General features: G+C 59.2%; 13 protein-coding genes. 8 read left to right on the top strand and 5 right to left on the bottom strand.

Annotated features, from left to right (window positions below; translation table 11 throughout):
* Window positions 1-34: 34 nt before the first annotated feature.
* From pstS to CCGE531_RS07195, 4 genes are all read right to left on the bottom strand, one after another.
* The gene (pstS, locus tag CCGE531_RS07210; RefSeq protein WP_245459086.1) at window positions 35-1,006 is read right to left on the bottom strand and encodes a phosphate ABC transporter substrate-binding protein PstS; all 972 of its coding nucleotides are present in this window, start codon (window positions 1,004-1,006) and stop codon (window positions 35-37) included.
* 314 nt (window positions 1,007-1,320) lie between these two features.
* A complete protein-coding gene (locus CCGE531_RS07205) occupies window positions 1,321-1,665 on the bottom strand; it encodes a cupin domain-containing protein (protein ID WP_120663577.1) in 345 nt (114 codons plus the stop codon).
* Between the two features lie 141 nt (window positions 1,666-1,806).
* The gene (locus CCGE531_RS07200) at window positions 1,807-3,090 is read right to left on the bottom strand and encodes an O-acetylhomoserine aminocarboxypropyltransferase (RefSeq protein ID WP_120663576.1); all 1,284 of its coding nucleotides are present in this window, start codon (window positions 3,088-3,090) and stop codon (window positions 1,807-1,809) included.
* 167 nt (window positions 3,091-3,257) lie between these two features.
* Complete coding sequence (locus CCGE531_RS07195; RefSeq protein WP_120666579.1) at window positions 3,258-3,686, bottom strand: CoA-binding protein; 429 nt, start codon at window positions 3,684-3,686, stop codon at window positions 3,258-3,260.
* 111 nt (window positions 3,687-3,797) lie between these two features.
* On the opposite strand from CCGE531_RS07195, the gene CCGE531_RS07190 reads away from it, so the two are divergent.
* From CCGE531_RS07190 to CCGE531_RS07150, 8 genes are all read left to right on the top strand, one after another.
* Window positions 3,798-4,124, top strand: coding sequence for a hypothetical protein (locus tag CCGE531_RS07190; RefSeq protein ID WP_120663575.1), 327 nt, complete (start codon window positions 3,798-3,800; stop codon window positions 4,122-4,124).
* Between the two features lie 839 nt (window positions 4,125-4,963).
* A complete protein-coding gene (locus tag CCGE531_RS07185) occupies window positions 4,964-5,800 on the top strand; it encodes an EamA family transporter (protein WP_120663574.1) in 837 nt (278 codons plus the stop codon).
* A 236-nt stretch (window positions 5,801-6,036) separates the two neighbouring features.
* A complete protein-coding gene (gene rplM, locus CCGE531_RS07180) occupies window positions 6,037-6,501 on the top strand; it encodes a 50S ribosomal protein L13 (protein WP_034507580.1) in 465 nt (154 codons plus the stop codon).
* A gap of 2 nt (window positions 6,502-6,503) precedes the next feature.
* Window positions 6,504-6,971 carry a 30S ribosomal protein S9 gene (rpsI, locus tag CCGE531_RS07175; protein WP_120663573.1) on the top strand — a complete coding sequence of 156 codons (468 nt, stop codon included), beginning with the start codon at window positions 6,504-6,506 and terminating at the stop codon, window positions 6,969-6,971.
* 474 nt (window positions 6,972-7,445) lie between these two features.
* Window positions 7,446-7,823 (top strand): antibiotic biosynthesis monooxygenase, encoded by a 378-nt coding sequence (locus CCGE531_RS07165; protein ID WP_120663571.1) that lies wholly within the window; start codon window positions 7,446-7,448, stop codon window positions 7,821-7,823.
* Window positions 7,804-8,757, top strand: coding sequence for an agmatinase (gene speB / locus CCGE531_RS07160; RefSeq protein WP_120663570.1), 954 nt, complete (start codon window positions 7,804-7,806; stop codon window positions 8,755-8,757). The genes CCGE531_RS07165 and speB overlap by 20 nt, the downstream gene beginning before the upstream one ends.
* A 137-nt stretch (window positions 8,758-8,894) precedes the next feature.
* Window positions 8,895-9,827 carry an N-acetyl-gamma-glutamyl-phosphate reductase gene (gene argC / locus CCGE531_RS07155; RefSeq protein ID WP_120663569.1) on the top strand — a complete coding sequence of 311 codons (933 nt, stop codon included), beginning with the start codon at window positions 8,895-8,897 and terminating at the stop codon, window positions 9,825-9,827.
* Window positions 9,828-10,255: 428 nt separating this feature from the next.
* A complete protein-coding gene (locus tag CCGE531_RS07150) occupies window positions 10,256-11,566 on the top strand; it encodes a DUF2778 domain-containing protein (RefSeq protein ID WP_120663568.1) in 1,311 nt (436 codons plus the stop codon).
* An 11-nt stretch (window positions 11,567-11,577) separates the two neighbouring features.
* On the opposite strand, the gene CCGE531_RS07145 is transcribed toward CCGE531_RS07150, so the two are convergent.
* The gene (locus tag CCGE531_RS07145; RefSeq protein WP_120663567.1) at window positions 11,578-12,681 is read right to left on the bottom strand and encodes a COX15/CtaA family protein; all 1,104 of its coding nucleotides are present in this window, start codon (window positions 12,679-12,681) and stop codon (window positions 11,578-11,580) included.
* Window positions 12,682-12,718 lie beyond the last annotated feature (37 nt).

Raw genomic sequence — 12,718 nt, 5'->3', positions numbered from 1 at the left:
TTTTACCCTGTCCGCCGCAACTTTTCAGCCGAATTTACTTCGTGCCGAAGTCCTTCTTCCAGGACTCTTCGACAACCTTGGCAACAGTTTCCGGAACCGGAAGGTAGGACAGCTCCGTCGCGTCCTTCTGACCCTTTTCATAGGACCACTTGAAGAACTTCAGCGCTGCTTCGTTCTGAGCAGGATCGGCCGGCTTCTTGTAGAGCAGAACCCAGGTCGAAGCTGCAATCGGCCAGCTCTTTTCGCCCGGCTGATTGGTGATGATCAGGTTGAAGTTCTTGGCATGGGCCCAATCGGCGTTGGAAGCAGCAGCCTTGAACGTCTCGAGGCTCGGCTCGATAACCTTGCCGGCAGCGTTCTTCATCTTCGCGAAACCGATGTGGTTGGCGACGACGTAGGAATATTCAACGTAGGAGATCGAACCAGCCGTCTGGTTGACGGTGGTGGAAACACCTTCGGAACCCTTGGCGCCGAAGCCGACCGGCCATTCAACCGCCGTGTTCGAACCAACCTTTTCCTTCCACTCCGGCGAAACCTTCGCCAGGTAATCGGTGAAGTTGAAGGTCGTGCCCGAGCTGTCGGCGCGATAAACGACGGAGATCGGCGTGGAAGGCAGCTTCACGTTGGCGTTAAGTGCCTTGATGGCAGCATCGTCCCACTTCGTGATCTTGCCGAGGAAGATATCGGACAGCGTCTTGCCATCGAGAACGAGTTCGCCCGGCTTCACGCCTTCAACGTTATAGGAAACGACGATGCCGCCGGAGATCATCGGGAACTGGGCAATGCCATTCTTCTCGAGGTCAGCGTCGCTCATCGGCTTGTCCGAAGCGCCGAATACGATGGTCTTGTCGAGGAGCTGCTTGATGCCGGCGCCCGAACCAACCGACTGGTAATTGACGACATTGTTCGTCGCAGCCTTGTAGCCTTCAGCCCACTTGGACAGAACCGGAGCGATGAAGCTCGAGCCAGCGCCCGTGATGTCGGCAGCCGAGGCCGAAACGGACATAGCCGCGATGAAGCCTGCAGTCAGGCAAAGCGAACGAAATTTCTGATTCAACATGATTGAACTCACTTCCCAGAGTGATGAAAGGATGGCGAGCAGGAGCTGAGCACGGAGTATCCCATCGGTTAAGAACCCCACCCCAATCTCCTGGCGACAGTGATGGCTCTAATGCCGCATTGTTTCAGTTTGATGACAGTTTAATGAAGCGGCAGTGACACAACCTGCGGCAATCATCGCGGCCATTGCGGAACCGCTTGGAAAGCCCCGCTTCCCGCAGCGAAAGAACGCGAACTTCATGTTTTGATTCAACAACGTCGTCACAGACGGATCACATAATCCTTGCGAGTCGTTTCAACGACTTCCCAGGTTCCCTTGAAGCCAGGCTTCAAGATGAGGCGGTCGCCCGCACGCAGATGAAAGGCCTCGCCGTCGTCGGCTGTCACAATCGAATATCCGGAGAGGATATGGAAGTATTCCCATTCGTCATAGACGATCCTCCATTTGCCTGGTGTCGCTTCCCAGACACCGGCATAAAGGCCGCCATCGGCCTCATCCAGGTTCCACGTTCTGAAGGTCGGCGCTCCCCAAATGAGACGATCCGCTGCGGGCGCTCCTGCCTCGGGCTCCACGCCATCGGCATTCAGTTGCAGATAGGTTGCCACTTAAGTCTCCCGTCGATCAGGCTCCGCCAAGACCAAAAAAGTCCGCGACCACCATTCGGCGATCGCGGACCCAAACAAGCATGAAATGCGCTGCGGTCAAAGAGCCCGCAGAGCTTTTCCGGCCCCCTGCCGGTTCAGTCCTTAGACTTTTGCAAGCGCCTGCTTCAGGTCGGAGATGATGTCCTTGACGTCCTCGATGCCGATGGAGAGGCGCACGACATCAGGGCCGGCGCCGGCCGCGACCTTCTGCTCGTCGGTCAACTGTTTGTGCGTCGTGGAGGCCGGATGGATGACGAGCGAACGCGTGTCGCCGATATTGGCGAGATGCGAGAACAGCTCCAGCCCCTCCACCAGTCCCTTGCCCGCTTCGTATCCACCCTTCAGGCCGAAGGTGAAGACCGATCCAGCTCCCTTTTGAGAGTAGCGCTGCTGCAGCGCATGGTTCGGATCGTCCTCCAGGCCGGCATAATTGACCCAGGCCACCTTCTCCTGCCCCTTCAGCCAGCGGGCGACGGCAAGCGCATTGTCGGAGTGGCGCTGGATGCGCAGCGGCAGCGTCTCAATTCCGGTGAGGATTAGAAAGGCGTTGAACGGTGAGATGGCCGGCCCCAGATCGCGCAGGCCTAGGACGCGGCAGGCAATGGCGAAGGCAAAATTGCCGAACGTCGCATGCAGCACGATGCCGTTATATTCCGGCCTTGGTGTGGAGAGCATGGGATAATTGCCCGAGGCAGACCAGTCGAACGTGCCGCCATCGACAATGATGCCGCCCATGGAATTGCCGTGGCCGCCGAGGAATTTCGTCAGCGAATGCACGACGATATCGGCGCCATGCTCCAGCGGCCGGATGAGATAGGGGCTCGCCATGGTGTTGTCGACGATAAGCGGCAGGCCGTGCTTGTGGGCAATGGCCGCAATCGCGGCAATGTCGACGAAGGTGCCGCCGGGATTGGCAAGGCTTTCGATGAAGACGGCGCGGGTGCGCCCGTCGATCTGCGCCTCGAAGGTGGCAGGATCCGCAGGGTCGGCCCAGCGAACACGCCAGTCGAAGTTCTTGAAGGAGTGGCCGAACTGATTGACGGAACCGCCGTAAAGCCGCTTGGCGGCGACGAAATTGTCGCCCGGCTGCATGATGGCGTGGAAGACCAGCAATTGGGCTGCGTGGCCCGAGGCAACAGCAAGGGCTGCCGTTCCGCCTTCGAGAGCCGCCACCCGCTCTTCGAGCACGGCCTGCGTCGGGTTCATGATGCGGGTATAGATATTGCCGAACTGCTGCAATCCGAACAGCGCGGCGGCGTGATCCGCATCCTGAAAGACAAAGGATGTCGTCTGATAGATCGGCGTCGCGCGGGCGCCGGTCGTTGGATCCGGCTGCGCTCCCGCATGGATTGCCAGTGTGTCGAAACCAGGATTGTTCGTCGGCATGATCTTTTCTCCCGCCAGAGCCATTGTGGTGGGAAGATCATAGCGGCCGGGATATGAAAGTTAACCGCGAACTTTGCCGTGCTTTTCGGCTCGCGGAAAAAACTTGCCATATTTCAGTGAGTTCGCGCGATAATCGGCCGAGTTGCCGGCACCCGGGCTTCCCTCGATCAGGCGACCAGACGTGGGTATTCGATGGCCGGGCAACGGTCCATCACGACCCTGAGGCCCGCCGCCTCGGCTCTCGCCGCAGCCGCGTCGTCGCGCACGCCGAGCTGCCCCCAGATAACCGGAGGCCGGGGATCGATCATGATGGCTTCCTCGACCACTGACCGGAGATATTCCGGCGCCCGGAAAACATCGACCATATCGACAGGCTCGGGAATGTCGGCCAGATGCGCGTAGACCCATTGCCCGAGGATTTCCTTGCCGGCCTGCCCGGGATTGACGGGGATGACGCGATAGCCTCTGTTTAAAAGATAGGCCATCACGCCATTACTTGGGCGAGCAGGATTGGGCGAAGCGCCGACAAGAGCAATGGTCCTCACGGATAGAAGGATATCGGCAATATAGGAATCGTCATAAGTGTCGTGGTTCATCACGAAGCCTCCCACCTCGATCACACTTGCGTTTTCTCGCAAATATGGAAACCGCAGCGACGGTATCCACGTATATACTGTATTATATCAACTTCAGGGAGGATTACTCCGATGAAAAATATCGTTCTGCTGGGCCTGGCAATCGCTTCTGCCGCCACCCCGGCACTCGCCATTTCGCGATATAATTCCATGTCCATGACCTGCGCCGAAGCGAGAGCCGTCATCAACCGCGAACGCGCGGTCATCATGCGCTATCCGGCCAGAAGAACATCCAACATGACGCTTTATGATCGGTATGTCGCAAACGCCGACTCCTGCGATAACGGCTACTATGCCTATCAGGACTACCTGCCTACCAAGGACCGAGCCTCCTGCCCTGTCTATACATGCCGGCCGGCCACCGATCTCGATGACGACGAATTGATTTTCCGACGCTGACCGCAGTGCGCTGCGGCTGGTTATCAAAGACGGCTCAAGTCGCGCTGCACAACTATCGATTGCTCACAGCACGAAGTGCTATCGACATGACGGCCTTGCCTGCCGCGTCGCGTGCTGTCATTCAGGGCTCCCTCAAAGCGCTTGCATAGTTTTTCTCCATACCGTGGAGTTGCGTTCTCCGGAAATGCAATCTTTGTTCTCTATTTATTCGCATATAAATTAGAAATGCCTCATGAAGTTGCATTTGAAATGAGAACCGATTGTGAACATGAAAAAATATGATATTTCATATATACTTCACAGCATAATTTTCACGTTCGCACAGGATTATACCCAGAGATCCAGCTTCTATACTTATTTATATGAGCAATTTTTCCGTGCGGACTCCATCAGGCACCACGAGTGCGAATTGAAATATTTTTCATTACCTGCAGAAATATCCACTATATTCGGCGGCATGGCTGAGTTTATGGAAGGCTTTTGCCCGCGATTTCGTCCGCGCGGCTCTCCCGTGATCCGCCCCATGCCTTCCGTCGACGAAGCGCGCTGTCGTTTTTAAGTAAGTTTTGTCTAATGCTACCCCCGCGTTCACAGGACATGCGATATTTGTTCGCGCTTCATACTCTAGTAAATTAGTTATTTATAATGCGCGGAAGCGGGATTCGGAACATAGAGGAAACGCCTCTCCAATCGCCAGCCGTTTGAATTTGGCCAATGAGGCAAGTCTTCGTAACAGAGTATATTTCGTTGCTTTTTGATGTATTGCGGATCATATGAAAGCCTGACTCCCACAAAATGCCAAGCATCTGTGTCTGATCCGCCAATTTTCGAGGTTTTTCGTGTCTCTCGACGTTATCGCGCTCGTCCTTTTCGGCGCCTTGCTGCATGCGACATGGAATGCGATCATCAAGGCCGGGACCGATAAATCGCTCGATGCTGCGCTGGTCTCGGCCGGCGGCGCGGTTGCAGCCCTGCCCTTGCTGCCGTTTCTTCCATTGCCGGCCGCTGCCGCCTGGCCGTTCATCGGTGCTTCGGCAATTCTGCAATTTGCTTATTTCCAGCTTGTCGCCGCCGCCTATCGCGCCGGGGATATCGGGCTCGTCTATCCGCTAATGCGCGGCGTGGCACCGCTGCTTATCGTCTCCACAAGCAGCTTCATCCTTAAGGAGACGCTCTCGGGCGGCGCGCTGATCGGCACGATGACGATCTGCGCTGGCATATTGACGCTGGCCTTCGAGGCACGAAAAGGCGGCCGCAGGGCCATCATTCTTGCGCTTGCCAATGCCGTCGTCATCGCGACCTATACATATGTCGACGGTATCGGCGCGCGGATTTCGGGCAATTCCGTCTCCTATACGCTGTGGATGGCGCTTCTGCCGCCGGTCCTCCTGTTCGTCTGGGCAATCTCGAAACGCGGCATCGCGGCGGTCGCCGCCCACGTCCGTTACAACTGGTGGCGCGGGCTGATCGGCGGTGGCGGCTCGATCGTCTCGTATGGACTGGCATTATGGGCGATGACGAAGGCGCCGGTGGCGATGGTTGCCGCCTTGCGGGAGTCGTCGATCCTCTTTGCGCTGGTCATATCCGTCGTGGTCCTGAAGGAGCGATCCAGCATCTGGCGCTATATTGCCGGCGTGATTATAGCCGCCGGAGTGCTGGTTTTGCGGCTGGGCTGACAGCAAAATATGTGGTTCTATTATACCACACATTCAACCTATTGATTTTACTTCGTATTTTTTACAGCCGTTCAATTCGGCGATATTGACCGAGACGCTCATTCACTCTATAAGCCGCCGCAGATAGCAGCCTTTCCGGGCTGTTTTCTTTTTGGCACGCGTCAAGCACGCCAAACCAAGCAACAAGAAACGCCCAGATGCCTTCGGGCCAAGGGTCCTAAAAGAGAGTATGCAACATGGCAACCTTCTCCCAGAAGCCTGCAGAGGTGGAGAAGAAGTGGATCCTCATCGACGCCGAAGGGCTCGTCGTTGGCCGTCTCGCTTCTATCATCGCAATGCGTCTGCGCGGCAAGCATAAGGCTACCTTCACGCCGCACGTCGACGACGGCGACAACGTCATCGTCATCAATGCCGACAAGATCGTTTTCACCGGCAAGAAGTACGAAGACAAGGTTTACTACTGGCACACCGGTTATGCCGGCGGCATCAAGGAGCGTACGGCTCGTCAGATCATCGAAGGCCGCTTCCCGGAGCGCGTCGTCGAGAAGGCTGTCGAACGTATGGTTCCGCGCGGCCCGCTCGGCCGTCGCCAGATGAAGAACCTGCGCGTCTACGCCGGCTCCAACCATCCCCATGAAGCCCAGCAGCCCGTCGTTCTCGACGTGGCCAAGCTCAACAAGAAGAACGTAAGGAGCGCCTGATAATGGCTGATCTCTCTTCCCTGAAGGATCTCGGCACGGTATCGGAAGCAGCTGCTCCCGTTCACGTCCGCAAGGTTGACTCGCTCGGTCGCTCCTACGCGACCGGCAAGCGCAAGGACGCCGTCGCCCGTGTTTGGATCAAGGCCGGCTCGGGCAAGATCATCATCAACGGCCGGGACTACACGGCGTATTTCGCCCGCCCGGTTCTGCAGATGGTCCTGCGTCAGCCGATCGTCGCTGCTGCCCGTGACGGCCAGTTCGACATCATCGCAACCGTTGCCGGCGGCGGCCTTTCCGGCCAGGCCGGTGCCGTTCGCCACGGCCTGTCCAAGGCGCTCACCTACTTCGAACCGGGCCTGCGCTCGATCCTGAAGAAGGGCGGCTTCCTGACCCGCGACAGCCGCGTCGTCGAACGCAAGAAGTACGGCCGCGCGAAGGCACGTCGTTCGTTCCAGTTCTCCAAGCGCTAATCGCTTATCCGAGATCGGACATTGGAAAGGCCGGGAGTTTCCCGGCCTTTTTCTTTTGCAACCTTGGAAAAAAATGCAGTTCCGCCAATGCAAGGGACATGTTTTGTGGCAAAGTCCCCGACCACAAGCATAGGGGGAATTCCATGCATAGATTCATCTTTTCGCTTCTGCTCTTGATCGCCAGCGTCTCGCCGGCTCTGTGCGACGATGCCAAACCCGCCGAGCCAACCGAAAGGGTGGCGGACATGCAGAGCATGAAGGATTTTCTCCAAGCGAACCCGGATTGTCGGGAGTTCAACGACAGCTGCTCTTATTGCGTCGCGACAAACGGGCGGGCCGACTGCTCGACGCCCCAGATCGCCTGCGTGAAAAAGGCATATCAATGCACCGCCAGATCGGGCAAATAGGCGTCAAACGCACTTGTCTGCGATCTCCAACAGAACCGGAATCCAGTTCACTCCCGTGAGGCACGCCATGAGCACGCACAGAACATCCCGTTTTGCGGCCACCCCCGAGCCGCCCTACTACATCGTTTCCTTCGCTTCGATCCGAACGGAAGGAGATAATGGCTACGGCGCCATGGGCGAGCGCATGGAAGCCTTGGCGCTGGCGCAGGACGGCTGTCTCGGGCTTGAGAGCGCGAGAGGCGCCGATGGCTTCGGCATCACCAACTCCTTCTGGCGGGACGAGGAAAGCATTCTTGCCTGGAAGAATGTCGTTGCGCATCTGGCCGCCCAAAAACTTGGGCGCGAACGCTGGTACGAACAATACAAGGTTCGCATAGCGCGGGTAGAACGAGCCTATGACTTCCAGGCAAGCAAAGGAGATAGCCTTGCCGAGCACGTCGATTGACCATGCCTTTACCGCAACCAGCCTGACCTCGGCCGCCAGCGACCCAACCTTCGCAGGCGCCCTCTCCTTCATGCGCCGCCGTTTCACCAAATCGCTTGAAGGCGTCGATGCCGTGGTGTGGGGCATTCCCTTCGATGCCGCGACCTCCAACCGCCCGGGAACGCGCTTCGGTCCGCAGGCGATGCGTCGCGCCTCGGCTATCTTCGACAACGACCCGCAATATCCCTTCGACCGCGATCTCTTCGCAGAGATGGCCGTCGTCGACTATGGCGACTGCCTGCTCGACTATGGCAATCATCAGGATACGCCTGATGCGATCGAGCGGCAGGCAAGGACGATCCTCGACAGCGGCGCCTTCTTGCTGACCCTCGGCGGCGATCACTTCATCACCTGGCCGCTGTTGAAGGCGCATGCCGCAAAGCACGGGCCGCTGGCGCTGGTGCAGTTCGACGCCCATCAGGACACCTGGTTCGACGATGGCAGGCGCATCGATCACGGCTCCTTCGTTGCCCGCGCCGTCCGCGACGGACTGATCGATCCGGACCGCTCCATCCAGATCGGCATCCGCACGCATGCGCCCGACGATTTCGGCATCCGGATTCTCCATGGCCATCAGGTCGAGGACATGAGCGCCGGCGATATCGCTTCGACGATCATTTCCCATACCAAGGGTGCGCCGACCTACCTGACCTTCGACATCGATTGCCTCGACCCCGCCTATGCGCCAGGCACGGGAACGCCGGTGGCCGGTGGCCCCTCCAGCGCCAAGATCCTGTCGGTGCTGCAAAGGCTGCATCAGCTCGACATCAGGGGCGCCGATGTCGTCGAGGTCTCCCCCGCCTATGATCACGCCGATATCACCGCCATTGCGGGGGCGACCGTGGCGATGTATATGCTCGGTCTCCACGCTGAACGGCGTGCGAGCGGTCGCTGACACCAGATTTCGGGACATGCGCGACGGTTTTCGAAGACCATCGCGCCATATCCGAAGCGGCCGTTATGAAATTGAATCAACTGCATGGCAAACTGAGTCCGGAAACACTCTCAACCTATTGAAAGAGCAGGAATAAGATGGCACCGAAGATTTTCATCGATGGCGAACACGGCACCACGGGCTTGCAGATCCGCACGCGCATGGCCGACCGCCGCGATGTCGAGCTTCTGTCCATTCCGGAAGCCGAACGGCGCAATGCCGCCATGCGCGAGGACATGCTGAACAGCGCCCACATCGCCATTCTCTGCCTGCCCGACGATGCGTCGAAGGAAGCGGTGAAGATGGTGGCGGCCAACAACAATGTTCGCGTCATCGACACCTCGACGGCCTTCCGTATCCATCCCGACTGGGCCTATGGCTTCGCCGAGATGGACAAGGGTCAAGGCAACAGGATCCAGTCTTCGCGTTTCGTCGCCAATCCCGGCTGCTATCCGACGGGAGCGATCGGCCTCATCCGGCCGCTGCGCGCCGCCGGCATCATCCCGACGGGCTATCCCGTGACCGTCAATGCCGTTTCCGGCTATACCGGCGGCGGCAAGCAGATGATTGCGCAGATGGAAAATCCGGATCATCCGGATGCGATCACCGCGCCGCATTTCCTCTACGGCCTGCCGCTCACCCACAAGCACGTCCCCGAGATGACGACGCACGGCCTGCTCGACCGCGCGCCGATCTTCGCGCCCTCCGTCGGACGCTTCCCGCAGGGCATGATCGTGCAGGTGCCGCTGTATCTCGGCGATCTCATGGAAGGCACGACGCTGGAAAGCATCCACGCCGCTCTCTCCAACCACTACGCCGGCCAAGACATCGTTCAGGTCATCTCGCTTGAGGAGAGCCGCGCCCTGCCCCGCGTCAATGCGGTCGAGCTCGCCGGCCAGGACACGATGAAGCTCTTCGTCTTCGGCACGCCTGGTGGCGAGCAGGTCAATCTGGTGGCGCTGCTCGACAATCTCGGCAAGGGCGCCTCGGGTGCCGCCGTGCAGAATATGGACCTGATGCTCGGCGCCTAAAGCGCCCAACGCAGGTAAACACCATCGGCCCGGCCCGTTCTCCGCAAAGGATCGACGGGGCCGGGCTTTCTTATGCCAGCAACGGCTTATTCGTGATTTCGCGCTCGCAAATTCCCTCGGCCATATTTCCGCCTTCTCGCTAAATTAGCTGGCACCCCACGGAAAAGTGACCAGCCATTGGGCTCCGCGACCAATTGTCGGGCGGATTTGCTCTTTAACGGCTTCACTGACCGAGTGCATGGGGCGTTCAAAACTATCCCTTTTTTCAATGAATATCCGAGAATGAACCATCGTAAAGGAATTGGTTACCATAATTCGGCATGCTTCCAGACAGTCGGCAAGTCGGCGGCCGGACGCGGTTTTCGCGTCAGGGCGCGTGTGCGTTTTTGAGCCGGCGTAGTGTCTGTGTAGTTTGGATAACGAGTATCATGGCGTTTGCGACCGAGACTTTCGGTAATTTCAATTCGCGTTCCGGCTACGCCCCGCGATCGAAAAAACCCTTCCGCATCCGTCCCGCTACCTTGGCAACCGGCGTTGCCGTAGCGGCCTTCGCCTGGATCACCGCGACGCTGATGACAACACAGTCCATGGTGCTAGCCCTCCCCGGCGCGGCGGCTTCGGCTGACAATTTCCTGGCGCCGCGTGCCTCAGCCTTCATTGTCCCGCCGGCTCGCATGATACGTCCCACCCATCTCGCCGCCCAGACGACATCGCTGCATGGACAAAGCCGTTTCGGCAGCGCGGCGGACGCGGAAGTTCAAGCGAAAGCCGCCGGCGCGGACACGGTTCGCTTGCAACTGGCGAATGCTCTGGCGCAGCAGGCCTCCGAAATCAAGCAGGCGCAAAACGCCGCGGCGAGCCTCAAGAGCGGCCGTATCGAAGTGGCCGCCGCCCCGCCGGAGACGATCGACCATCTGCGCAAGGTGATCGCCATAAACTTCGCTACCGCCGTGCAGCAGCTGAACCGGGTGAAATATGCCGCGGCCCTGATACCCGCCGCGAGCCCCGCAAATACGACCGCGCAGCCGGCTGCCATTGCCACGGCAGCGCCCGAGGTGAGCCTGCCTGCCATCGCCGAAGCAAAGCCCTTGCCCGCCAAGGACGCCGACATTGCCGTGGCTGAGGCGGTGCTGAACGTCATTCCCATGACCCGCCCTGCCCGCGAAACACCCGTGCAGCGCGACGGCGCCACCACCGCTATCGCCAGGGCAACGGGCAGCGAGGCCACGGCTCAGCCGCCGTCGCGCGTGATGGCCTATGCGGACCCGGACGAAAGTTCCGTGCGCAAGGCAAAGCCCTTCATCAATCCCTTTGCCGCAATCAGCCCCGGCCAAGGTACTGCGATCTACGATATCGAGGCAAAGACCGTCTACCTGCCGAGCGGCGAACGCCTCGAGGCGCATTCCGGCCTCGGCCACATGCGTGACAATCCCCGCTATGTCGACCGCAAAAACACCGGCCCGACGCCGCCTGAAACTTATAGCCTGACATTTAGAGAAAGCTTGTTCCATGGCGTGCAGGCGCTGCGCCTGACACCCGCAAGCGGCGCCCGCGTCTATGGCCGCGATGGTCTGCTGGCTCACACGTACATGCTCAGGGGAGGCCGTGCAGAATCGAATGGCTGCGTGGTCTTTAAGGATTACAGCCGCTTTCTGGCCGCCTTCAAGCGCGGCGAAATCAAGCGTCTGAAGGTCGTCTCGCGCGTGTCGTCGGCGGCAAGCGTCGCCTCGGCACGCTGAGACGTAAGCCTTCAATTTCTCACGACGATCGACGTCTGGTGCGGCAGTTCGCCATAGAAACCGCGCCAGTTGGCAATTGCAAAGCCAAAGACGATCAAGGCGCCCGCCTGATGCGCAAGAGCCAGATCCAGCGGCACATGCAGCAGCAGCGTCGAAATGCCGAGGATCGCCTGGATCAGCACGAGCACGAACACGACGACGGACCGGCGAGCATGCGTCGTTTGCGGCGCTGCCCGTAGCGAGATGATCATGTTGAAGGCGACGACGACGAACAGCGCATAGGCGCCGAGGCGGTGGACGAACTGGACCGTCTTCGGGTTCTCGAAGAAATTGATCCAGCCCGGCGACTGTATGAAAAGGTCGTTCGGGACGACGGCGCCGTCCATCAGCGGCCAGGTATTGTAGGAAAGGCCGGCATCGAGGCCGGCGACGAGCGCGCCGAGATAGATCTGGAACAGCGCCATGAAGGCGATAAGACCGGCAAGCGTCACCGAATAACGCGTCGGCGGCGGCTCGTTCGAATGCGGCGACAAGGCGCGCATGAACCACATGCAGGCGGCAAAGATCAGACAGGCGGTGACGAGATGGGTGGCTAGGCGATACTGGCTGACATCGGTGCGGGCCTCGAGACCGGAGGAGACCATCCACCAGCCGATCGCTCCCTGAAGACCGCCGAGCACGAAAATGCCGGCCAGCGGCAGCCAGAGTTTCCGCTCGACGCGGCCGGTTAGGACGAAGAACAGCAACGGCACGCCGAAAACGATGCCGATGGCGCGCGCCAGGAGGCGATGCGCCCACTCCCACCAGAATATGCTCTTGAACTCGTCGACCGTCATGTCCTTGTTCAGGATCTGGAATTGCGGGATGCGCTTGTAGAGGGTGAACTCCTCTTCCCATTCCTGCGCATTCAGCGGCGGGATGACGCCGTGGATCGGCTGCCATTGCGTGATCGACAGGCCTGAATTTGTGAGGCGCGTCGCGCCACCCACCAGCACGAGGCCGAACAGAACCAGAAGCACGCAGGCAAGCCAGATGCGGATGGCGCGGCGATTGCGGTCCTGACGGGCCACTTCCTTCAGAATAGCCTCTTCGGTCGTAAAATTAGTGGCGGCCATGGCTTCTCCCTTCGATCAGGCTGTTGATTTGCCCGAT

Origin of the sequence: Rhizobium sp. CCGE531 (assembly GCF_003627795.1) — a bacterium.
Lineage (GTDB): Bacteria > Pseudomonadota > Alphaproteobacteria > Rhizobiales > Rhizobiaceae > Rhizobium.
The sequence above is the reverse complement of the archived record's forward strand: the minus strand, read 5'-3'. Positions and strand labels throughout refer to the sequence as shown.